Origin of the sequence: Desulfobotulus sp., from assembly GCF_034006065.1 — a bacterium.
Lineage (GTDB): Bacteria > Desulfobacterota > Desulfobacteria > Desulfobacterales > ASO4-4 > Desulfobotulus.
In genome coordinates, this window is the sequence record NZ_JAVETM010000009.1 from 1 (window position 1) to 23,478 (window position 23,478).

Sequence of the window (23,478 nt, forward strand, 5' to 3'; positions counted from 1 at the left end):
GCAGAAAAAATGGTGTCAGTGCCTCTGAAGCTCTTCGACTTTTATTTGAAGGCAAGCTACCTGCTTTTATCGCGGAGGATCTGCCATCATCAAAGCATTTTCATATTGTGACATGCTGAATAGTTACACTTTGCTGGACGGCAATTATCCCCAGGAATGGAAAATCCGCCTCGTATTGGATAATCATTCTTCACATACTTCCAAAGAAACCCAAGCATATTTGCATCGCAAACCTGGGCGTTTTGAATTCGTCTTTACTCCGAAACATGGCTCATGGCTGAATCTGATCGAAGTATATTTCAGCAAACTGGCGCGTTCTCTTCTGCGTCATATTCGGGTAAATTCTAAGCAAGAGCTCGTTGAGCGTATTTACCATGGAATCGAAGAACACAATAAAGAGCCTGTCATATTCAAATGGAGCTATAAAATGGATGAATTGACCGGCGTATAGCTTCTATGTTATTTATGGAGCGATCTACTAGTAACCACGGACAAATTTTCCCAACATCGTCAGGAAATTTGAATTTTTGACCTAATTGGTGATGATCACAGTTTTCACCTTCAAAAATCTCTATCTCAATTTCAAAATTTGTTGTTCCCATCTGAAGATTTCTCCAGAGTTATAACGGGGAGCTAACCGACGCTGCGAGGTTTTATCGTGCAGCGTCCGGTTGAGAGCCGGGTTAGCATTAGTGTAATTTTAGTTTGCCGCAACGAAAATCGGATACCCGTAAATCTCCCCAATTCCATGTTCCTGCCAGCTACTTGAACCCCAATTTAGTGCAGAATTGCGAACTCGAAACAAGACGGTAACTTCTCTAGGTGTACTTACTAAAGCATTTATTTTTTTTAGTGATTTATTGCTCGGAGATTGGAGGCCGCCTGTTACATTCGGATCAAAATTACTAAAATCAAGATAGTTCATATTGTCAGAAACAGTACTGTTTATTATCGACCTTATTTTCTTATGAAACTCGGCCTCCCTTAACCGTTGATTCTCAATAATACTCTTATCTGATTCAATGAAGCCAGCAGCAAGCAAGTGAGTTAACGCATAATACGGCGACCCTTGAGAAACTATGCTTTCAGGCTCCTTGTCTATCTCATTGTGGCTTTCAAGTATAACAAACGATATCCAGCCCTCTTCGTTAAAACAATTATTTACCGCAACGGAACCAAGCCAAAATGAAAAATCCTTATTTTGATTAGGAACAAACAACTGTATGGCTTCAAAACTCACAAGGGCATATTTCTTTTGCGAAATACTCTTCGATCCAGGTTTTTTGGCATAACTCGCATAATACTCAATAGCGTCAGATGTACCGTCAATGAAATCGTTACAATTTCTTAGATAGTCCAAAACAGCAATTATTTTCTCGTGTTTTGTAGCTGGACGGGCGATTAATGATTGTTTCGCTTCAACCCCTATCGATGTTAAACCAAGTGATCCTTTTATCTCTGTTTGCTTGTCGTAGGTATAAATAGAGTCCGTTACTTGTGTATAGTATGAATCCAATCGATATTCGTTGATATAAAGATAATCGACAAGATTTCTTGTAAAGTCTTTCGAATTCATCTTGAGTTACCCCTCTTAACAAATCAACGCAAGTGATTGTTTTCATTTTGTTGAGGTTTTCTTCCATAGTATCCTGGGAGAACCCTGATTGGAGGCTAACGGCGCGGCGCGAAGCGTCCGCGCCATCGTCGGCCATGAGGCGCGCTGTCAAGCGTCGCCCCGATGGCCTTGTTATGCTCCGCTCGTTGAGGACAAGTGTTTCTTCAACCAATTACTCAGCACAGCGAAGAAGTCGTCCTTTGCATACTTCTCGATCTCAGGATCATGACCGCATCGCGGGAACTCGTGATATACCAAGTGGGGTATGTACCGCTTCAGGGTGTCCCGGATCATTGTTCCCGGATGGGGATCGTCGGCACCATGTAGCATGATCGCCGGGACCTTCACAGAAGAAAATGACTGCGGGTAGATGCAGGCCTCTTGGCATCGCACCATGTCTTGCCATGTCTCTGTATGGCCTTGCATGTCGAACGGCTCGGACTCCTGGGGTTCATTGTCAATGGCCAGCGGTTGATAGGCGTCGGTCATCCCGTGCCATTTCATCATCTGCGCACCGATGTCCAGTTGCAGGTCTGCCTTATACTCGGGGTGCTTGGAGATGTAGTCAGCAATTTTCTGTGTCCGTCTCTGGACGATGACATTCCGCGATGCCTTGTCAAATGTCCCGCAGCCAACGAGAACGATGGCGTTGATACTGTCCGAGTGTTCTGCTGCGTAGGCCAAAGCAAGCATAGCGCCCCATGACGAACCGACAAGGGCAGGTTTCTCACCATTGAAGCGCGAGAGGATTAGGTTGTGCAGATCCTCAATATGGATTGCAACAGTCAGCGGTCTGTCCCCGCTTGGCCGTTGCCATGGTTCGATTACCCGGAACTCCTTGGACAAGCCCTGTGCCAAATGTACGGCGCTACCAAACGCGGCCGGCCCTCCGTGCAGTGTGATTACTGAGGGGCCGTGATCGCCGTGGAAGCGAATACGCCGACCTTCCTTCCATCCTGGTTGCTTCATCATGTTCGATTTCTTTTTCATCTGGCACAACGGGGCGCCGGGCAGCATGCGGATGGTATCCGCCGCCCCGATGGCGCGGCGCGAAGCGTCCGCGCCATCATAGTATTGTGTGGTTCCGCATACCCATCAAATTTTTTTAAAACCCGACAATAGAAAACCACAAAATTACATTTCTCTAACCGTATAATCCACAATGTGTCATGGGAGGCAGAAAACTCCATAAGTTCGATTTTTTAGTTCCTGTAAAAACAGCCTTAAAAATTTTGTCTTCCACAGCGTCTAAAAAAGCGATCCAATTTTCATAGGCTACCTTAATCATCATGGCAAGTTTTTTTGTGTTGCCACCCCCCCGCTGCGTTTTCCCGCCATTTTTCACCTCCAATCCGGCTGCCCTTACTCCTTACCCAAGGTGGATCAAAAGGGTAAGGGCAGCTCGGTGCCTGTGGGGTTTTGACTGAAAAGCAAGGGACAGGTCCCATGGCATTTTCCCGGACATTTTTCCCGGCTCTTTTTTTAGAGAATGGAGGAAGAAGGATCGCCAGAAAGAGTCCCGTCCCTGGGGTTTTCATGAAAACCGCCGTGTATGCGCAGGGTGATGTCCCTGGTGTTTTTCTCTTCATGGAGATGCCAGCGGGTGTGGGCCAGGTGTGAGAGGAAGGGCAGGTCGTGGCTGACCAGCAGCAGGCCGCAGGGGCAATCCCTGAGGGCGGCTTCCAGGCTTTCAATGGCCGGAAGGTCGAGGTGATTGGTGGGCTCGTCGAGAATGATGAGGTGGGGACGGCGGAGAACCCCCAGCGCCAGCATCACCTTGCGCAGCTCCCCCGGACTGGCTTCAAGGTGCTGCATGAGACGCTCAGGCCGGGAACCGAGGGCACTGACCACGGTCATGACCCGACCCAGCTGCTCCGGCGGAAGGCGGTGCACTTCCTCCATGATGCGGCGTGTCTGATTGAGGTCAATCTCCTGAGGCAGGTAAACGAGATGGGCTTCAGGCAGGTGGAGATGGTCGAGAATGGAGCGGACGAGCGTGCTTTTGCCTGTGCCGTTGGCCCCGGTGATGGCGATGCGGTCCTGGCGCAGCATGCGGATGCCGGGGATGAGGAGCTGACGGGAAGCGTCGAGCCGGAGGCTTGTTTCTTCCATGCTGAAAAGTACCTGCCTTGGAGAAACGGAGCCTTCCAGCCAGAAGTTCGGAGCATAGCGTTTGTGTACTTTGAGAGCGCTGAGATCCGCCTGGGCCTGGGCAAGGCGGCCTTTAAGCTGACGGGCGAGGCGTCCGGCCTGCCCGTCTTTTCCGGAAACCCGCGCCCGATGGATTCTTTCACGGGCATCGTGGTCGTTGGGGGCCAGGCCCTGTTTGGATTTTTTACGATCCGCACGTGCGGCTTCGTCATGGCGGGATCGCGCGGTACGGGTCAGGCGGTCGAGATGCTGGTGACGTACTTTGCGTTCCGCAAGCAGGGTTTTTTCCTCACGTTCGGCTTCTGCGCGGGCGGCAGTGTAATTTCCAGGCCTCAGGATGGCCTGGGGCGGATCCAGAAAAAGGCATTGGGTGCAGAGGGTATCCAGCAGGAAACGATCATGGCTGACAAGAAATCCGATGCCGGAGAAGGCTCCGAGGGCTTCGGCCAGAAGGTCACGTGCGGTGGCATCCATGTGGTTGGTGGGTTCGTCGATGAGCATGAGATCGGGTTGCTGCCAGAGTGCCACTCCGATCTGGGCCCGTTTTCGTTCCCCATGGCTGAGGGTGTTCCAGCGCTGAGCCCAGTCTTCCCGGATCTGAAGTCTGCCGCGCAGCACGCAGGCCTCGGCGTCCGAAGCCTGGATGAATGGGACAAAGGATTCTGGGGGGGCATCGGTACGCTGGGGACAGAACACCGCATGGACAGGGCGGCGGATGCTTCCCTGCTGGGGTTGGAGCAGATTCGCAGCAAGGCGCAGAATGGTGGTTTTGCCCGCGCCATTGGGGCCGATAATGCCCGTCCATCCGAAAGGAAAGTGGACGTTCAGATCCTCGATGAGGGGTGAGGCGCTGCCCTCAAAGGCAAAGGTGATCCGATGAAATACAAGGGACATGGTAAACCTCCAGCTAGGCAGAAAACATACATGCTGGCGGTTTGTCGCCGCAGGGGACGGGCCATGGAACATGCCGCGAAGGATGGGCAAGGAATGGAGAGGCCCTCCGAAGAACACGGAAACAGAACACGCCAGCTCCGGAAATTCTGGATGAATTCCGAAGGAAACACGAAAAAGGAGTCGTGGGCGCAGGTTCTGTCAGATTCTCAAGGGCCTGTCTCCGTCTGGGTGAAGGGAAAGTGAAGGGCGGCAGAGCCTGAGGCTTTCTGCCAGGGGCAATAATTTAACGCTGGCTTTCCGGGGTGTCAAGGACCTTGGGACAGGGATTTCAGCCTGGAAGGATTTTCAGCTTGTCTGATGGGAAGGCGAAAAGCCTTTGGCACCTTTGGGTGGGTTGATGGCAGCCCCGGCCCAGAGCTTATGTCGTAGCATGGGGAGATTTGTCCGTTTTTTTATCACAGTGAAAAAGATCCGTGAGTTTGGAGCTTTGCCGCAAAGGGATGATGTCTCGCCTGCATACCGCATGGGAGTCGTTTTGTGTATGATTGTTTGTTTTTTTAGAGTTGTATTTTTCCCTCGTGCTGCCAGGGGATTCACTGGGCCGCTTTGGTGCATTTTGTGCATCCATGTACTGCGATTTGCGTCAAGCAGTTTTTGAGGATGATGGGTTTGGCAGAAAGTTGTTTTGAATCTGGGGAGCTGGATGAGGGATTTGTTTTCAGCTCTTGCAGGGCCAGGCCATGTGGCTCCCATGGATGGGAAGAGAGGAGGAAAAATGCCCAAGTTGAAAAGCGATCCTTGTCTTGTGGAACAATTGATTCAGACACGGGCCTGCCATCAGTGCGATCTGGATGGGGCCAACCTGACCCAGGCGAAGCTGAGCGGTGTCAATCTGAGGGGAGCCCGTTTGGGAGAAGCCGATCTCAGCGGAGCGAACCTCAGCGGAGCGGATTTGGCGGGAGCCCGTATGGGGGATGTGGATCTGACGGGAGCGGACTTGTCTGGAGCCAACATGCTGAAGGTGAACGTGAGCGGGGGGCGATTGAGCCGCGCCAACCTGACGGAAGCCACCTTTACCATGGGCAATCTTCTGAAGGCCAATCTCATGGAAGCCTGCCTTGTTCATGCGGATCTTTCTGCTTCGGATCTTCGCATGGTGAATCTTGTACGTGCGGATCTGCGTTTTGCGGATCTGAGCGAAGCGAATCTGACCCAGGGCAATCTTGTGGATGCGAACCTGAGTGATGCCAGCCTCAGTTCCGCAGATCTCAAAGGCGCGGATTTGGATGGGGCGAATCTGAGAAGGGCAAATCTGCAAGGGGCGAACCTTACCAGTGCAAGCCTTAAAGGCGCTGTTTTGTCAGAGGCCAATCTCAGCGGAGCCCTTTTGCATCTGGCGACATTGAGAAAGGCGGATTTGCGTGGGGTGTATCTGAAAAATGCCCATCTGAGGGGCGTGGTTCTGGCCGGAGCGGACCTGAGCAAAGCCTGTCTGAGTGGCTCAGATCTGGGAAATGCCAACATGAAAGAGGCTCATTTTGCGGGGACGGACCTCATCAATGCCAACCTTTGCGGTTCTGACATGAGCCTTGCGCGTCTGACGGGTGCCAATCTCAGCGGGGCCTTGCTGAAGAACGCCTTTCTCACACGAGCAGACCTTGATGGTGCCTGTCTTGTCAATGCAGACATGGAGTATGCGATTCTGGACGAGGCCAGCCTTGTGAATGCGAATCTGAACGGGGCAAACCTTAAAAATGCAGATCTGGAGGGGGCCAATTTATCCGGGGGCGGACTGGCGGGAGCCTGCCTTGAAGGGGCGGATCTTTCGGGTGCAAATCTGGATAAGGCGAACCTGAAAGGAGCCAACTTAAAAGGGGCCAACCTGGAAGGGGCCAGCCTTAACGGAGCTGTACTGACGGACGCGAATCTGGAAGGTGTGAACCTGAAAAGAAGTCGGTTGGCAAAGGCCGTTCTCAGCAAAGCCAAGCTGCAGGGAGCAAGCCTGCTGAGGGCGGATCTGAAAGGAGCGAATCTGAATAATGCCCATCTTTCAGGAACCAACCTGAGTGGGGCAGACATGGATGGAGCCAGTTTTGTGGGTGCGCTGTTTGCCAAGGCCGATGTTATCAATGCCCATCTGGAAGGTGCCAATATGGCGGAAGCCGATCTTTCGGGTTCTTGTTTTGTGGGCAGTGAGATGATGCATGGGGATCTGACAGGAGCGCGCATTGTGGATGCAGATCTCAGCGGTGTGAAGCTTATGGGCGCAAATCTGGCAAAGGCAGATCTCGAAGGAAGTGATTTCAGTGGTGCAGACCTGAAAAAGGCCAGTCTCCGTGGGGCTAAACTTAACCGGACCCGGTTTGTCCATGCGGATCTGACGGGTGCCAGCCTCATGAATGCGGATCTGGGCAGCGCCAACATGAAAGATGCGATCCTTGTAGGGGTCAATCTGAAAGGAGCCAATCTTTCCCGTGCGGATTTGGAAGGGGCGGATCTGGAAGGGGCCAATCTTGAAGAAGCCGTTGTGGAAGGCGTTTTTTTTGATAGCGCGAATCTGAGCCGGGCAACCTGGACAAATGGTCGGACCTGTTCTGAAAACTCAAAGGGAGAATGCAAGATAGGATAGGCATCCTCCTTCTTGTGAAAGAAAAAGAGCATTTACAAGGGATCTTGCATTCCGGCCGGACTTTTTTTCATAAAGGGAGGGAAGTGCATCACAGGGGCGCGTTCTTGGGCCGCGGCTGAAGGCCAAGCCTCAGAGAATCCCGTTTTTGTCCTCTTTTTTTCCGAAAAGCACCTCCACAGCCTTGGCCCGGAAATCAAAAACAGCCTCCAGTTTTCTGCGGATGAAGGGGTGCATGGGCCTGCTGAAGGGATCAAGCGGAAGGCTGTAATGCACGCAGTCTTCCATGAGAAATCCCTTTTCGCAGGGGGTGAATCGGTGCAGGTGATGCCAGAAGCGGTAGGGCCCGAACCGTTGCTCATCCACAAAGAAGAGGCCTTCCTGCACATGGGTGATTTCCGTGACCCAGGTCATGGGAATGCCAGCGAGGGCCTTGATGCGGTAGGTGAGGATCTGACCGGGAAACATGGGCCTTTCGTGGCCGGAGCGGATGTCAAAGTGCATCCACTCCGGTGTGATTTTCTGGAGATTGGCGGGATCTGCGAAAAAGGTCCAGATTTCCGCCTGATTTCCCCAGAGCATCTGTTTTCTTTCAAGCCGCTGCAATTGCATGGGGTTGGGGTCCTTTACGACGGATGAAATCGAGGATGTGGGCCGCACAGATGTCGGGCTTCTCCATGGGTACAAAATGCCCGGCCTTTTCCACCACCTGGAGTTCGCAGTCCGCCATGGTGCGGACAAGGCGTCTGGCCGCGTCATCAAGGAAGGTGTCGGATTTTTTTCCCCGGATGGCCAGTACCGGGCATTTCACCCTGCGGGCGTAGGACCAGATGTCTGCGGGAACGGATTCAAAGATCTGGGCTTCCAGTTCAGGGTCGCATTTCAGGATGGCCGTTTCTTCGTCCACTTCAAGAAGTCCGCATTCGAGGTAAGCGTCCACAAAGGCCGGGTCCCAGGTTTTGAAAATTCCCCGGCCTGCGGTGAAACGGGCGAGGGCTTCCTGCTTGCCCCTGAAGACGAATTTTCTGCGGCGCGCGCCCTTGGCCAGGGGAAACTGGCCGATGAGCCCTGTCATGCGGAGAAGCTGCATGAAGAGGAGATAGCGTCTCGGCAGGATGACAGGATCCATGAGAATGATGCAGGAAAAAAGCTCCGGATGCCTGGCTGCGGTGATCAGTGTGGTGACAGCACCCAGAGAATGGCCGATGCCGATGACCGGAGGCTGCATGAGGCCTGAAACCATGAAGTGCAGGTCATCGGCAAAGACCTTCCAGTGGCGGATGGGCATCTCCATGGGAGAAAGGGAGCTGCCATGGCCCCGGACATCACTGCCGATGATATGCAGCTCTTCGGTCATTTTCCGGATCAGGGGATCGTAGGTGCCTGCGCAGAAACCGTTGGCGTGGAGAAGGTGGGCAAGGGGGCCTTCGCCGCCCCAGTCAATGTAGTGCAGAGGCCCTTTTTCCGGATGATGAATATAGCCCTCCTGGGGCTCCTGTTGGGACATGGGAAGCTCTCCTTATCGGTTTTGAAGAATTGTGAAAAATCAGGCAGCAGAAACCATAAGGAGACGAGGCGCGTCGGTCAAGGCTTTCGTGTTTCTTTCCCCCGCATCCAGGAGGGAATCATGGAAAAAAGGGCAAGACAGGCGCCCGTTGCCATGGCGGTGCGGAAGGCCTGCATGAAGACCTCCGCATGTTCCGGAGAAAAGGCGGAGAGGGAAGCGCCCGCGCTGTTTCTGTCAAAGACAAAGTGAAAGATGGCCCCGGCCAGAGCTACGCCCAGCACCATGCCAAGGTTTCTTGCCGAAGCCAGCACCGCACCTCCGGAGCCTCTGTGGGTGGCGGGGACTCCGCCCATCACCGTGGCGGAGTTGGGGGATACGAAAATGGCGGTTCCGATACCCACCATGGCAAGACGCCAGGCAATGTCCCAGATTGTTTCGGTGGCGGTGAGGCATGAGAGGAAAAAAAGCCCGCATGCCATGATGAAAAGCCCCAGTGTACAGAGAAACCGGGAGCCCATGCGGTCGGAAAGGCTGCCGGAAAGGGGGGAGAAGATGAGGAGAAAGGCAAAGGGGATCATGAGCATTTTACCGGCAAGGCTGCTGGAGAATCCTGCGGGCAGCATGAGGTAGAAGGGCATGAGGAAAACCATGAAAAACAGGCTGCAGAAGAGGAGCATGCCGCAGAGGGCGGGCAGGGCAAAAAGCCGATTCTGGAAAAGGGAAAGGTCCAGCATGGGTTCGGGTTTCTTTTTTTCCGTGAGAATAAAAAGGAGCGCGCACACAAGGCTGAGGCCGAGGATGCCGAGAAAAAGGAAAGAGGTGAATCCCCAGTCATAGCCGTGGGTGAGGGCCATGAGCAAAAGTCCCATGCTGAGGGCGGCAAGGAGGGTGCCCTGCCAGTCAAAGTTCCGGATGCCCTTTTGCCGGGTGGATTCTTTGAGGTAACGCAGGACAAGGAGGGTGGCCACAAGGCCGATGGGGATATTGACGTAAAAGATCAGCCGCCAGGAGGCTACGGAGAGGAGAAAACCGCCGATGGCGGGACCAGCGGTGAGGCCGCAGGCCACCACAGCGCCGTTGAGTCCCAGAATTCTTCCCCTCTGGGAATCGGGAAAGGCGTCCACAAGAAGGGCGGGGGTGCAGGCCATGATCATGGCCGATCCCAGGCCCTGCAGAAGCCGGGCGGCGATGAGCATGCCGATGTGGGGAGCCAGGGCGCAGAACAGGGAGGAAAGGGTGAAAACAAAAAGGCCTGCGGCATAGATGCGTTTTCTGCCCAGAATATCCCCCAGCCTGCCAAAGGTGAGGAGAAAGCAGGTGATGGTCAGAAGGTAGACCATGACCACCCATTCGGTGATGGCGAGGCTGCTGCCGAATTCTTTTAGGATGGTGGGCAGGGCGATGTTGACAATGCTGCTGTCCAGCGTGGACATGAAAACACCGATGGCCACGAGAAAGAAAACCTGCCAGGGACTGGCCTTGGCCGGAGCTGTATGCATGGAAAAATCCTGGGCTGGGGTTTTTCAAGGACGCCCAGGGAACCGACCCTGAGGCTCATGGAAAGATGGCATAGGCCGAAGCCTCCCCCTTTGTCAATGCCGACAAAGGGGGAATAAGGGGAGAGGCTTTGTGTCAGAAGAATTTTCTGTCAAGAAGCAGGTGGGAGAAATAGCCCAGCACCAGGGCAAGGTAATAGGGCAGCACGGACTGCCAGGAATGGTGAAAAAGAAGGACAGGCGCTGCCAGAATGGGCAGAGGGATCAGGAGCATGGCCCACCAGGAATGGGTCCAGCCCCTGTGATGGCCCAGGGCGGGCAGCATGGCGCAGAAGCCTAAAATGGCCGCCCATTTGTACTGTTCTTTGAAAATGAGAAAAAGATCAAAGAGGATGAGCAGAGTATAGACGAGGTTTTGTCCCTTGGAGTCCGTGTCCACATCCGGGGTGAGGGCACCGATGAGGCAGAGGCCCATGAGCAGGGCCATGGTTTCCGGAGAGGGCCTGAAAATTCCCCAGAAAAACAGAGCCGCAAGGGTAATGAGACCCAGGAAGAAACCAAAGCCCAGATGGGCCCTATATCCGGGCATTGAGAGCATCCTCCAGAAGGGTTCCGATGGCTTTGAAATAGGTTTTCATGCCGTAGTAGAGCAGGCTGTTGTGATCGGCTATGGGAATCACCACCATGGAAAGGGGCTGGCCTGCGGCGTTTTTTTTCAGTTTTTCCGCCTGGGTCAGGGGAATGACATGGTCGTTTTCCCCATGAAGGATGAGGGTGGGCCCCGTGTAGGTGCGGATACCCGCAAGGTTGCCGAAATCCGCGTCTCTGGGAATACCCAGCATCTGGGGGTCTGCGCCGAGAAGACGGATCAGGGGCTGGGTGTCGGCAAAGCCGGATTCAATGATGAGGGCGCAGATTTCCTCTGGCCTTTTGGAAGCAATGTAAAGGACAGCCGCCGACCCCAGGGAACGGCCCATGAGGGCCATGGGTTTTTGGGGAGCTTCCCTGCGGAGGGCGTCAAAGATGAAAAGGGCGTCTTCCTGAAGATTGATGGCTGTGGGCTCTCCCTGGGATCTGCCGTAGCCACGGTAATCCATGACGAGAAAATCCCATCCCAGTGCAGTGAACAGGGGGGCAATATCCCGGTAATCCGATGCAATCTCCCCATTGCCATGGAAGAAAAGGAGGAGGGGCGCATCCGTTTTTCCGCAGGCGTGCCATTCTCCGGAAAGGCGCACTCCGGAAGGCCGCAGGATGTCTTTGTAGCTCACCGGCGGCCGGGGAGGTGCTTCCCCATCGGGCCGTGGGTGGAAGAGAACGCGCTGGATAAAGGGATGGTTCAGGGCTGCCAGGATGTGATTTTCGGTCATGGGATACCTCCGTCTTATTCCTGAAGAAGTTCCTGCTGCACAATGGGAGCAGATCTCTGGCCGCTGGTTTCCACAGGGGGCATCCCCGCACGGATGGCGGCATCCAGAGAAACCTGGATCTGCTGAAATTTCTGATTGATACGGTTTTCAAGGGCTGCGCGTTCGCTCTCATTGCGCCGCGCCAGGGTATCGAGGTCCACCCTGCGGACCGCATCCCGTGGGAGTTTTTCCATCTCTTTTTGCAGATTCTGATGCTCAGTGCGGATCTGCTGAAGGGTTTTCAGATCATTCTGGCGGGAAAGGGTCATGGCCTGAAGGTCTTTCTGCAGGCTGTCCACAAGGGTTTTCTGGCTTTCCTGAAGCTGTTTCAACTGGGCGTTTTCACGTTTGGAAGCGGCCAGTTCCGCAGCAAGCTTTTTCTGTTCTTCCCCTGCACTGCCAAGGTTTGCGCGGACCTGGGCCAGCCCCTCGCTGAGGGTTGTGAGGATTTTGGGATCCGGGCCTTTTGGTGCCTCAAGGAGGGCAAGACGTTTTTCTAAGTCTTGGAGGGACTGGCTGATACTGTCCAGATTTCCCCGACCTTCCCCATGGGCTTTATCCAGGGCTTTACGGATCTGCTCCATGCTGGCCTTGTGCAGACCCAGCTGATGGGAAAGCTCTTCAGTGCGGGCGGACAGGGCAAAAAGTTGCTGATGCACGGGATGGTTGGCTGGGATGGGATCTTCTGGCCGCTGCATGGCTGATCCCAGGGCGTTAAGACGGCTGTATCCCACAAAGGAGAGGGCCGCGATGGCGCCGAAGATCAGAAGCAGGGCCAGAGTCAGGCGAAAGGAGAGGCCGTCCACCCGTTTTTGCAGGCGTTCGGTTTCAAAGGAGGCGTCGGAAAAATCTCGCCCGATCTGCATGACAGGAATCTCCCTTTGGATCCGGAATAAAAAACCGTCCGCCCTGAGCGGCCGGACGGTTTGGGAAAGACGTTATTCCCACTCAATGGTTGCCGGAGGTTTGGAACTGATGTCGTAGGCCACCCGGTTGATGCCCCGAACCTCGTTGATGATGCGGCTCGACACCTTGGCAAGGAATTCGTGGGGCAGGCGGGCCCAGTCTGCGGTCATGGCGTCCTTGCTGTTCACGGCCCGGATCACGCAGGTGTATTCATAGGTGCGGTGATCTCCCATGACGCCTACGGTGCGGATGGGCAGCAGCACGGCAAAGCTCTGCCAGAGGTCCTTGTACAGGCCTGCCTCCTTGACTTCCTCAAGCAGGATGGCATCCGCCTCCCTGAGAATGGCAAGGCGTTCTTCTGTGATTTCTCCCAGAACCCGGATGGCAAGGCCTGGGCCGGGAAAGGGCTGACGCCAGACCATGAAGTCCGGCAGGCCGATTTCCTCACCCAGGGCGCGGACCTCATCTTTGAAAAGGTACTGGAGGGGCTCGAGAAGCCTGAGGTTCATTTTTTCCGGCAGACCGCCCACGTTGTGGTGGCTTTTGATCACAGCCGAAGGCCCGCCAAAGGCGGATCTTGATTCAATGACATCCGGGTAGAGGGTACCCTGGCCAAGAAAGGCCACGTTTTCCACCTTGTGGGCTTCGGCATCAAAGATTTCGATGAAAAGTTTACCAATGGTCTTGCGTTTTTTTTCGGGATCCGTGACCCCTTCCAGGGCGGAGAGGAAGGTTTGGCTGGCGTCCACAAAACGGATGTTCATGGAAAGGTTCTGCGTGAGCACCTTTTCCAGGGTGGTGGCCTCGTCTTTGCGGAGCAGACCGTTGTCCACAAAAATGCAGGTGAGCTGATCACCGATGGCCTTGTGGATGAGAAGGGCGGCCACAGAGGAGTCCACCCCTCCGGAAAGGCCTAAGACCACATTCTTATCGCCAACGGTCTTCCGGATGTCCTCAATGGTTTCCCTGGCAAAGGAGGCCATGGTCCAGGTGCGGGAACAGCCGCAGAGGGCAAGGAAGTTGTCGATGATCCTGCGGCCTTCTTTTGTGTGCTCCACTTCCGGATGGAACTGGACGCCGTACAGGTTTTTTTCCGGATGCTGACAGGCGGCGGCCTGGGTATTGGCCGTACTGGCTGTGATCTCAAAGCCCTGGGGGAGGGCATCAATGGAGTCCCCATGGCTCATCCAGCAGGTGGTGTCTTCCACACCTGCAAAGATTCCGTCTTTTCTGTGCAGGTTGAGGGAGGCAAAGCCGTATTCCCTTTTTTCGGATTTTTTGACAGAGCCTTTGAAATGATCCACCATGAATTGCATGCCATAGCAGATGCCGAGTACGGGAATGCCGAGATCAAAGATGGCGGGATTCACCCTGGGGCTGCCTTGGTCATAGATGCTGGCCGGTCCGCCGGAAAGGATAATGCCTTCGGGCTTCAGGGCCTGGATGCTTTCTAAGGATACGGTGGGCGGTTCGATGACGCAGTACACGGAATGTTCCCGCACCCTGCGGGCAATGAGCTGGTTGAACTGGGAACCAAAATCAATGATGAGAATCATGGCACTCCTGAAAGGGGGAGACAGGGTTCGTAAGACATAAAAAAACAGGCCCTTTTTCCGATAAAATCCATGAAATTGCAAGCCGGAATCCCAAACGCAGGAAAGGAGAAAAGGGGAGTGGATGAAGAATTGCGAAGCTTTCGGGAATATGGTAGAAACCCTCTGGATTGTCAAGATGGTGCGGAAAGGATGTTTTTGCCGTTATTCTGACCTTTTATCCCCGTGATGGAACGAAAGCCGTTTTTTGTTTGTCCATGGGGGCCTGAATTTTGATTTGCGGGGATTATCCTGCACGCCTGGGTTAAAATTCCGCCTCCTGCCACAAGAAAAAAAATCTGATTTTCGGACCGTCGTGATCCTGATGAAGGATAAGGATGGCAGCTGATTCGCAAAGACCGGTTCTGACATGGGAGCTTCCGCAAGGAGGCTTTTTTTGGGGCGCTGTCCTGAAGACGGCTCCTTCAGAGGTGTTTAAATTCATTCGGATTGAGGAGTTTTTAAGATGCTGGAATGTGGAGATCTTCGTAAGGGCCTGAAAATAGAGTATGAGGGAGATCCTTATGTTGTTACGCAGTTTGAGTTTGTAAAGCCGGGCAAGGGCCAGGCCCTTTACAAGTGCCGCCTGAAAAACATGGTCAACGGAAGTCAGTTTGACAGAACCTTCCGTTCCGGAGAAAAATTCAACAAGGCCGATCTTGAAGAACGCACCATGGAATTTTCCTATATGGACGGGGAAAATTACTGCTTTATGAACACAAGCACCTATGAGCAGGAATTCCTTACACCGGATCAGGTTGCGGATGTGGTGGGCTTTCTCAAAGAAAATACCGTATGCAGTGTGTTGTTCTGGGGAACCCGCGCCATTGGCGTGACCCTGCCTAACTTTATCGATCTTGTGGTGACAAAGTCCGATCCCTGGGTGAAAGGGGATACGGCCTCGGGTAATTCCAAGCCTGCGGTGCTGGAAACGGGCATCACGGTGCAGGTGCCTTCCTTTGTGGAGGAAGGGGAAAAGATCCGCATTGATACCCGCACAGGTGAGTATGTGGAACGGGTAAAGGACTAAGGGCAGAGAGGGGACCGCAGGTTTTGCGGTCCTTTTTTTTATCCGCTTTTTTCCGGGTGGGGTTGCCAGATCGGAAATGGTGGTGAGAGGGGTTTTATGTTCTGCTTCCGTAAGATTCTTGTGGTGGATGATGATCCGGCCCTGCGCCAGCTCCTGCATCGCATTCTGACCCTTGAAAAATATGAGTGCAGGCTGGCTGCCAATGCATCGGAAGCCCTGCTTGCGGTGGAAAGGGAGCGCCCCGACCTTGTTGTTGCGGATATCACCATGCCGGGCATGGACGGAATCGCACTCATGAGGCTTTTGCATAAAAAATATGCGGATCTGGACGTCATGATCGTCACGGGGATGTCCGAGCGCTACAATTATGCGGATATCGTGGAGGCTGGGGCTTCGGATTACGTGAGCAAACCCTTTAACCGCAGGGAGCTTGTGGCGCGGATCCGCCGTGTGGAGCGCGAGCGCGGGGCCATGAACGCCCTTAAGGAAATGAACCATTCGCTGGAACGTCTGGTTTCTGTTTCCGGTGTGCTGGCGGCTCGGGCCGAGGCGGCATCCCGGGCAAAAAGTGAATTTCTTGCGGGCATCAGTCACGAGATCCGCACGCCCCTGAACGGCATCATCGGTTTCACAGAGCTGCTTCTGGATACTTCCATGGACGAAGAACAGCGGGAGTTTCTGGGTATTATCCGATCCAGCAGCGATACCCTTCTCAATCTTCTGAATGATGTGCTGGATTTTTCCCGCATTGAAGCCGGAAAAATGGATGTGGAAGAGATCCCCTTTGATCTGGAACTGCTGTGCTTTGATGTGATGGAGCTTCTGCGGAGTCGGGTGGATGGAACCAGGATCAGCCTGATTTCTCATTTTGAAGATGCCGTACCCTCCCGTGTGGTGGGAGATCCCCAGAAACTTCGTCAGGTGCTGGTGAATCTTCTGGCCAATGCGGTCAAGTTTACGGAAAAGGGCGAGATTGTGCTTTCCGTATGCCTGGAGAAGGAGGAAGAAAACACCCTCCGGCTGGCCATCTCTGTCCGGGACACGGGCATTGGCATTGCAAAGGGCGAGGAGGAAGAAATTTTTGCCGCTTTCCGGCAATCCGAAGGCACCTGGACCCGTAAATACGGAGGCACAGGACTGGGGCTTGCCATCTGCCGTCGCCTTGTGGGGATGATGAACGGAACGATCACGGCTTCCAACAATCCTGAAGGGGGAAGCACCTTCCGTTTCACCCTCCTTGTGCGCAGGGACAGAGAAAGACAGGGAGAGGGCGAGGAGAGCTTTTTGTCCCAGAGCCTTGGAGGCAGGAAAATTTTTCTTGTTAATCCCCTGGGTGTGGAAGCCAAGGTCTGCGCCCAGTATCTGAGGGCTGCGGGCGCACGGGTGGATGTGTTCTCCCGTCTTGGGGAGATTCCCTGCGAGGGCTTTCCGGATCTCATTGTGCTGGCTCTGAATGACGGGGAGGAAGACGGAGGAGAGGAAGCGCTTTGTGTGACAAAATTCTTTCCCGGTATTCCGGTCATTGGCCTCTGCCGCCCCATGCAGGGCAGTGCGGCCCTTTGTCGGAGTCTCGGGTATGCGGGGTACCTCACCCAGCCGGTGTCCCGTTCTTTTCTTGTGGAAATGGCAGCCCGGCTCCTGGAAGGCCAAGTCCAGGAAGGTATGCTGACCCGGCATCGTTTGCGGGAGGTACAGAAAAAAAGTCTTCGGGTGCTTGTGGGAGAGGCCGGTCCGGAAGAGACCATTGGTGCCCTGGTGATGGCATCGGGCTACAGGCGGCACCAGGTTGCTGACCCTTCAGCCCTTGTGGCGGCGTATGTGGCGGAAGCCGGGCTTTTTGACGGCGTGATCATGTATTTTTCTCCGGAGAGCTGCCACAACGCCATGGTACAGATCCGAAACTGGGAACACCTTGCCCAGAAACCGGAAACCCCTGTACTGGTGCTTTGCCAGAAACAGGAAAGAGGGCTTTGGACTGTGACGGAAAATGGATATCCCCAGATCATGGAGGTGGATGCTTTCAGCCGGGAGAGCCTTCATGGCTTCATGCAGTCTGTGATGGGAAAATCCTTTTTGTATTAAACGCGTCTGTACGGGCCCAGGACACAGGGCGGCGGAGGTCTTCTGCCGCCGTTTTTTTGTGTGTGAATCCCGCTTTATCCCGTTAAAACTCCGGGGGCCTGGGAGGCAGGGGAAGAAAGCTTTGGGGCTTGAACTTTCTGAAGGGCCAGAGCCAGGGTTTGGAGAGTGAAGGGTTTTTCCAGGACAAAATCCACAAATTCATTACGAGGATGGGGCAGCCAGTGCGGACATCCTGTGGTGAGGATGATGGGCAGATCCGGCTGGGTGCGGCGGATATGCCAGGCAAGCTTGAGTCCGTTGGTTTCAGGCATGGCATAATCACTGATGATGGCGTCAAAAAAACTCGATGTTTTTTCAAGGCAAATCATGGCTTCCCTGGCATTGGAGGCTGTGGTGACCGCATATCCCAGGTGTTCCAGCATCTCCTTTCCCACACAGCCGATTTCCTTTTCATCGTCCACCCAGAGGATGTGCCCCTTTCCCGCTTCCGGAGGCGGAGATGCAAGTACGGGAGGGGCTTTTTTCTGGGCCAGGGGCAGGTCCACCCGGAAAACGGCTCCTGCGCCCGCCTGACTTTCCACGCGCATACGTCCCCCATGTTCCTCCACGATATCCTGAACCTGGGAAAGCCCCATGCCATTGCCCTCTTCCTTCAGGCGTGTGGTGAAAAAAGGCTCAAAGATACGATGCCGGATATTCTCCGGAATGCCATGCCCTGTGTCTTTGACGGATATCCGCGTCCAGCCCTGTTCCTGTTCACCCATGGGGAGAATTTCCTCAATCTCCAGGGTGAGAATACCTCCGTTTTCCTCCATGGCATGGCAGGCGTTGGTCATGAGATTGATGAGAAGCTGATGGATGCGGGTGGGATTGCCTTCAATGCAGGCGTCCATGGCGCCATTGCGGTATCGGATGGCGATGTGGGCGGGAAGGGCGGCCCGGATGAGACGGAGGCTTTCCGTAAGAATGGGTTTCAGGGAAAAGGCGTGGTGGGTGGGCCCCTCGGGTCGACTGAAGGTCAGGATCTGCTGCACAAGGTCCCTGGCCCGGTATCCTGCGGAAAAGATGGTGTTTAAGTGATGGGTTCGGCGTTTTTCATTTTCGCAGAGTTCCGCCATCTGGGCGGCTCCCATGATGGAGGAAAGAATATTGTTGAAATCATGAGAAATACCTGCAGATAAACGGCCAAGGGTCACCATCTGGCCGGATTGCCGGAGGCGGCGGTGGAGGATCATGAGCTGATCGGCCCGTTGTTCTGCCAGTCCGCGGAAGGTATCCGCCTCTGCCTTGAGACGGGTTTCCCTTTCCATATAGGTGCTTACGTCGAGGCCCACCCGCCATCTTCGTCCTTCCAGTTGCAGGGGCATCCAGTAGACCTGACGTTTTCCTTCAGGATGAACGTGGCTTGTGAGGGTTCCGCCATGGGGGCCTGGACCTGCGCCGGGCAGCTGTGAAATGAAAGAGCCCGAAGGATCCTGCCCTGTGATCCGAATGGCTTCGGCCGAGGCCTTGAGGATACGCCCTGAAGAGTGCATGAGCAGGAGGGGGCGGTTTTCCCCAAGGAGGGCTTCTTCCCGCTGACGTAAGAAGAAAAGCCAGGCCCGGAAGCGTCTATCTCTGCGTTGGATGCGTTTTTGGAGTCTGTTTTCGGCTTTGGCCATTCGGAATTGATAAAAGGCCCAGGGGATGAGGCCGCAAAGGGTCGGGAGAAGAAAGGAAAGGGGCGAGTGAAGGGATTCTGCGACATGGAGGCCGAGAAAGGACAGGCCAAGGGCCGCTGCGCAGGTCAGCAGAAAGTCCTTCGAGAAAAAATTCATGCAGCACCTGTATCGGAAAAAAGACTTGAAAAACCCGGTGTTTCACGGCGATCCCGCACCCATGCGTTGCCTTTGCGGGATTTAGCGTAGTTTTTGATCTGGGCTACGCGCTGGCTCAGGATTCGGGGATCGAGTCCGGGGTGAAAGTGACAGTCCACAATGCCCAGGGATATGGAAACCAATGGGAATTTTTTGGGGTTTCCCTCCCTGTCCTTGGCCTGGACAAAACCCTGGCATCGGATGTCCTCGGGATAAAAACCGCAGATCTCATGGGCAAAGGTTTCCGTGAGGGTTTTTGCAAAGGATTCGGCCTCCTCGGGCCGGGTGAAAATGACAAAATCATCGCCTCCCACATGACCGATGAAGGTATCCTGACCACAGCAGCGGGCTGCGGTTTCCCGGATGAGATTGGCCGTGAAAAGAAGCATGCGGTCTCCGGCTTCAAAGCCAAAGGTGTCGTTAAAAGCCTTGAAATGATCCAGATCCGCATAAATGAGGCTGATCTGTGCGCAGGTTTCCCGGTAAAAGCCCATCCTTTCTTCAATGGCCGTATTGCCGGGAAGACCTGTGAGTGGATTGGCGCCCTTGGCCATTTCCACCTGAACCTGGGAAAGGGCCTCGAGAAGGCCGCGGACAGAAAGGGCACCTGCATAAAGGCCCTTTTGCGTGATGAGAATATCATCGTAGAGGCGTTCCGCAGGACGGGCCATGGCTGCACGGGCCACCTCGTCCAGGGGCGTGCCTGCGTCCCGTATCATGGGTTCCCTGTCCATGATGCGGGACGCACTTTTTTTGAGAAAAAGGGCGTTACCATAGGGGGAACTGAGGTGACGGTCCAGGTGGTAGCGCATGAGCAGACCCACGGGTCGGTTTTCTTCCAACAGGCAGACGCTTTCCGTGGGAGGACGGTTTTCAAGTTTTTTGACGATCTGCTGAACCGTATCCGAAATGGAAGCGGTCAGGCCGCGGCGGGCGAGGTTCCCCACCTGGGGACAGGTACGGAGGGAAGGGGAGGCGGAGGCGCTTAGCTGAAAATCAGGAAGGGATCTGGGGAGGAGATCCTGGGAAGGAAAAGGGCTGGGAGCTGCAATGGCTTCTCCCTGCATGAAGCGTATGCCGAGGTTCAGAAAATGGTGAAGGTCTTCGGCGCGATGGACGCCGGAGACCGCAAGGCGAGATCCCAGGCGACGGCAGATGTCCGAGATCATGGCAGAAAGGAGGGCGGTTTCCTCTCCGTTTCTGGGTTTCTGCGTGAAAAGGTTCGGGTCTGCGAGAATAAGATTGGGGCGGATTTGCAGAAGAAAAGAAGGAGAAAGGGCCTTGGCATCCGCGCCGTAGAGGCAAAAGCCGAATCCTCGGGGTGTGAGGGCGCGCAGGGTGGAAAAGAGGCCTGGGGAGCGGGGGGCCAGATCCCTGGACCGAACGGCAAAGAGCAGATGGCGGGGATCCAGGGGCAGATCTTCCATCCCTTGTGCGAGGTGGCGGGCAAAATCCGGATGGTCAAAGCTTGCCGGGTGCAGAAGAAAAAGGAGCTGACCGTTTTCGGGCAGGCGGGGGGCTGCTGCGAGGGCCTTTTGCAGACATGCGACATCCAGGGAACTTTCCAGGCGCCAAGGGGCATCGGGCCTTACACGGTTTTCATGGAGGGCGTGGGCGGACAGGCGTCTGACTTCCCAGACAGAGATCTGCCCCTGAACCATGTCTGCGATGGGATAAAAGTCAACGTCCGGCAGGGGAAACGGGGTCTGCGAGGCTGCAATGCGCCTTGTCGTTTTATTCTGAAGAAGATTTTCCGGATTCAGGGTCATGGGACTGTCCTTTCCTCTCTGAGAAGGCAGTCTTCTTGTAGGCCTGAAATATAAAAACCGTGTTTGGATTTGATGAGAATTGGGTGTTGCAGGGCATTACCAGAAAGCAGAGCCTGACCAGAGGCTTCTGAATCCGGGCTTGAGTCCCTGGATGGACATCGTGTAAGATTCCTTTTATGCGGATTTTCTGAGCCCCGAACGGATCAGCCCCCCTTTTAGCCAGTGTGGCCTTACAAAAAGGGAGGCTGATACAAGCGGCTTTTTATGCGTCATCCAATGCCAAGGAAGGAGGAACATGATACAGGTGATTGCCAGTTTTCTGAAAGTTCTGAATTCGGAATCCGATCCCGGTCAGATCAGCCTTGCCCTCTGCCTTTCCATGGTGGCGGGTTTTGCTCCCTTTTTCAGCCTGTCCACCCTGTTTATGCTGTTGTTGGGGCTGTGTTTAAGGGTCAATCTTTCCGCCTTTTCCCTGGGCTGGGGTCTTTTTGCCCTGCTGGCCTTTTTCCTTGACCCGCTTTTTCATCATGTGGGGTGGCTGCTCCTGAACCTTCCGGATCTGGAAGGTTTCTGGACCCGTCTTTACAACCTGCCCGCCATGCGCATGACCCGTTTTTATAACAGCGTGGTGATGGGAAGCTTTGTGATTTCCCTGATCCTCTTTGTCCCGCTTTTTGTTTTCCAGTGGGTGATGATCCGGAAGTACCGCACTCATTTTATGAGTTGGATTCAGAAAACCCGAATAGCCCAGATCCTCAAGGGAACCAAAATCTATGCAGCCTACAGGGCGCTTTCATGAAAGCGAGCGGAAAATGAAAAAATGGATCCGGTGGTGGGGCTTTCTGGCCTTTGTGGTGTTTGTGGGACTTTTTGTGGCTGGCATATTTTTGTTTTCAGGTCCTTTGATTGCAAAGGGCATTGAAAAGGCGGGCACCCTTGCCATGGGGGCCAGGGTGGATGTGGGGAGTGCACATCCTGGGATTTTCCCCCTGGGACTGACGGTGAAAGGTCTGCAGGTCACAGACCCCGACGCACCGATGACCAATATTCTGGAAATTTCGGACCTGCGGCTGGGGCTGGATACGCAAGCGCTTATGCTTGGCAAGGTGGATATCCGGGAGATGGCTGTGGAGGGCATTCGATTCGGGACGCCTCGGAAAAAATCGGGAGCCTTGCCGGAAAAGCCAAAAGAGGAAAAAAGAAAGGAGGCAGCACCTGGGAAAAGTCTGCAGGAGCGTATTCCCATGCCTGCCCTGCAGATTCCTGATGTGGATGCCATTTTAGCGCGGGAGTCTTTGGCGGCCCTGGAAGAGGCAAGGGCGCTGGAAGAAGAGCTGCGGGCCGAGTTGGGGTCTTTTCAGACCCGCTTGCAGACGCTTCCTGACCTCAGAACACTGGAGGGGTATAAGACCCGGCTTGAGAATCTGAAAAAAGGGAGGGGATTGGCTGCCATTGTCACGACGGCCCGGGAGCTGCGGGAGCTCAAAGCCGCAGTGGACTCGGATATAAGAATCCTGCGCGAGACCCAAGAGGATCTTGGGAACAGGGTCACGGTTTTAAGCGGGAGGATTCGGGCTCTGAAGGAACTGGCTGCGGAGGATGTACGTCGTCTTGTTGCAAAGTACAACATTTCCGATGAAGGGCTTGGCAATGTCACTGGCCTTCTTCTGGGACCGGAATGGGAGGCGCGGATCCGAAAAGGGCTTTGGGTGTACCGCAAGGCCGAGCCCTGGCTTGCCAGACAGGCTGTCCATGAAAAAACCCCTGAGCCGGAAAAAAGGGTGCGGTGGGAAGGGGTGGACAGGGTTTTTGTGGAAGCACCTCTGCGTCCGGATTTTCTCGTACGGAAAGCAAGCCTTTCCCTCCATATCCCGGCAGGCGATCTCAAAGGAAGTCTTCGGAATGCGACAAATCAGCAGGCCCTGGTGGGAAGTCCCATGATCCTGAACCTCGCGGGGGATGGGCTTTCCGGTATGGAACGCATGGCGCTGGAGATGGTTTTCAATCGTATCAACCCCGCAGCACCTGAAGAAGGTGTGAAGGCTGAGATCCGAGGATGGCAGCCCCAGGCCATGGGAACCGGGGATTTTTCATTGGGAGCGGAAAAAGGAGACCTGGATCTGGAGATGGGGATCCGATCCGGAGTGCTTTCGGGAAAGGGGCGCATGAATCTGACCGGAGTCCGGTTCAGCGTGGCGGATTCCGGGAATCCCATGGCAAGGGTTTTAACTTCGGCCCTGGAAGAAGTGGACAGCCTCCTTGTACGGGCGGATATCTCAGGAAATCTGGACAGACCTGAAATACGTTTTTCATCCAGTCTGGATGGGGTGGTGAGGGGAGCCCTTTCCCGTGCGGTGCGGGAGGCAAGGGCCGTTTTTCAGGCGCGTCTGGACGAGGAAGTGGGCCTGCGGACGGAGGGAAAGATTCTGGAGCTTGAAAACCGGATAAAAGCCCTGGGCGACCTGGATGTCATACTGGAAGAACGCCTGACCGCCGCTAGGGGGTTGGTTTTCTGAAAAGCAAAAAAGCCCGGAGGGAATCCCCC

The 23,478-nt window shown here is 54.6% G+C and carries 17 protein-coding genes and 1 pseudogene; 6 read left to right on the forward strand and 12 right to left on the reverse strand.

Going from position 1 to position 23,478, the window contains the following annotated elements; all coding sequences use genetic code 11:
• Positions 1-133: 133 nt before the first annotated feature.
• A pseudogene (locus RBR60_RS05340) lies at positions 134-451 on the forward strand (transposase); the annotation flags it as partial.
• A gap of 249 nt (positions 452-700) precedes the next feature.
• On the opposite strand, the gene RBR60_RS05345 reads toward RBR60_RS05340, so the two are convergent.
• The 3 genes from RBR60_RS05345 to RBR60_RS05355 form a co-directional block, all read right to left on the reverse strand.
• Positions 701-1,576: a hypothetical protein gene (locus RBR60_RS05345; protein ID WP_320354849.1), complete on the reverse strand. Its 876-nt coding sequence runs from the start codon at positions 1,574-1,576 to the stop codon at positions 701-703.
• A 171-nt stretch (positions 1,577-1,747) separates the two neighbouring features.
• Positions 1,748-2,632: an alpha/beta hydrolase gene (locus RBR60_RS05350; RefSeq protein WP_320354850.1), complete on the reverse strand. Its 885-nt coding sequence runs from the start codon at positions 2,630-2,632 to the stop codon at positions 1,748-1,750.
• A gap of 465 nt (positions 2,633-3,097) precedes the next feature.
• Positions 3,098-4,660 (reverse strand): ATP-binding cassette domain-containing protein, encoded by a 1,563-nt coding sequence (locus RBR60_RS05355; RefSeq protein WP_320354851.1) that lies wholly within the window; start codon positions 4,658-4,660, stop codon positions 3,098-3,100.
• Positions 4,661-5,435: 775 nt separating this feature from the next.
• Here RBR60_RS05355 and RBR60_RS05360 point away from each other — a divergent pair.
• On the forward strand, positions 5,436-7,289 hold the full coding sequence (locus RBR60_RS05360) for a pentapeptide repeat-containing protein (RefSeq protein WP_320354852.1): 1,854 nt from the start codon (positions 5,436-5,438) through the stop codon (positions 7,287-7,289).
• A 129-nt stretch (positions 7,290-7,418) separates the two neighbouring features.
• On the opposite strand, the gene RBR60_RS05365 is transcribed toward RBR60_RS05360, so the two are convergent.
• The 7 genes from RBR60_RS05365 to guaA form a co-directional block, all read right to left on the reverse strand.
• Entirely contained in the window at positions 7,419-7,898 is a 480-nt protein-coding gene (locus RBR60_RS05365; protein WP_320354853.1) for an SRPBCC family protein, read from the reverse strand.
• Positions 7,879-8,793, reverse strand: a complete 915-nt coding sequence (locus tag RBR60_RS05370) for an alpha/beta hydrolase (protein WP_320354854.1) — start codon at positions 8,791-8,793, stop codon at positions 7,879-7,881. The genes RBR60_RS05365 and RBR60_RS05370 overlap by 20 nt, the downstream gene beginning before the upstream one ends.
• Positions 8,794-8,870: 77 nt before the next feature.
• Positions 8,871-10,292, reverse strand: coding sequence for an MFS transporter (locus RBR60_RS05375; RefSeq protein ID WP_320354855.1), 1,422 nt, complete (start codon positions 10,290-10,292; stop codon positions 8,871-8,873).
• Between the two features lie 133 nt (positions 10,293-10,425).
• A complete protein-coding gene (locus RBR60_RS05380) occupies positions 10,426-10,878 on the reverse strand; it encodes a metal-dependent hydrolase (protein WP_320354856.1) in 453 nt (150 codons plus the stop codon).
• The gene (locus tag RBR60_RS05385) at positions 10,865-11,659 is read right to left on the reverse strand and encodes an alpha/beta hydrolase (RefSeq protein WP_320354857.1); all 795 of its coding nucleotides are present in this window, start codon (positions 11,657-11,659) and stop codon (positions 10,865-10,867) included. Before RBR60_RS05385 ends, RBR60_RS05380 begins: the two co-directional genes overlap by 14 nt.
• A gap of 14 nt (positions 11,660-11,673) precedes the next feature.
• Entirely contained in the window at positions 11,674-12,564 is an 891-nt protein-coding gene (locus tag RBR60_RS05390; protein WP_320354858.1) for a hypothetical protein, read from the reverse strand.
• A gap of 72 nt (positions 12,565-12,636) precedes the next feature.
• Entirely contained in the window at positions 12,637-14,160 is a 1,524-nt protein-coding gene (guaA, locus tag RBR60_RS05395) for a glutamine-hydrolyzing GMP synthase (protein WP_320354859.1), read from the reverse strand.
• Between the two features lie 502 nt (positions 14,161-14,662).
• On the opposite strand from guaA, the gene efp reads away from it, so the two are divergent.
• Together efp and RBR60_RS05405 are read left to right on the forward strand one after the other, a co-directional pair.
• Positions 14,663-15,226 (forward strand): elongation factor P, encoded by a 564-nt coding sequence (efp, locus tag RBR60_RS05400; protein ID WP_320354860.1) that lies wholly within the window; start codon positions 14,663-14,665, stop codon positions 15,224-15,226.
• A gap of 96 nt (positions 15,227-15,322) precedes the next feature.
• Complete coding sequence (locus tag RBR60_RS05405) at positions 15,323-17,308, forward strand: response regulator (RefSeq protein ID WP_320354861.1); 1,986 nt, start codon at positions 15,323-15,325, stop codon at positions 17,306-17,308.
• A gap of 74 nt (positions 17,309-17,382) precedes the next feature.
• Here the strand turns inward: RBR60_RS05405 and RBR60_RS05410 are convergent, their stop codons facing one another.
• Together RBR60_RS05410 and RBR60_RS05415 are read right to left on the reverse strand one after the other, a co-directional pair.
• Positions 17,383-19,125 carry an ATP-binding protein gene (locus tag RBR60_RS05410; RefSeq protein ID WP_320354862.1) on the reverse strand — a complete coding sequence of 581 codons (1,743 nt, stop codon included), beginning with the start codon at positions 19,123-19,125 and terminating at the stop codon, positions 17,383-17,385.
• Positions 19,122-20,933, reverse strand: coding sequence for a GGDEF domain-containing protein (locus RBR60_RS05415; RefSeq protein WP_320354863.1), 1,812 nt, complete (start codon positions 20,931-20,933; stop codon positions 19,122-19,124). The genes RBR60_RS05410 and RBR60_RS05415 overlap by 4 nt, the downstream gene beginning before the upstream one ends.
• 295 nt (positions 20,934-21,228) lie before the next feature.
• On the opposite strand from RBR60_RS05415, the gene RBR60_RS05420 reads away from it, so the two are divergent.
• Both RBR60_RS05420 and RBR60_RS05425 read left to right on the forward strand, forming a co-directional pair.
• Positions 21,229-21,732 carry a TIGR03546 family protein gene (locus tag RBR60_RS05420; RefSeq protein WP_320354864.1) on the forward strand — a complete coding sequence of 168 codons (504 nt, stop codon included), beginning with the start codon at positions 21,229-21,231 and terminating at the stop codon, positions 21,730-21,732.
• A gap of 13 nt (positions 21,733-21,745) precedes the next feature.
• Positions 21,746-23,449 carry a TIGR03545 family protein gene (locus RBR60_RS05425; protein ID WP_320354865.1) on the forward strand — a complete coding sequence of 568 codons (1,704 nt, stop codon included), beginning with the start codon at positions 21,746-21,748 and terminating at the stop codon, positions 23,447-23,449.
• The last annotated feature ends 29 nt before the right edge of the window (positions 23,450-23,478 follow it).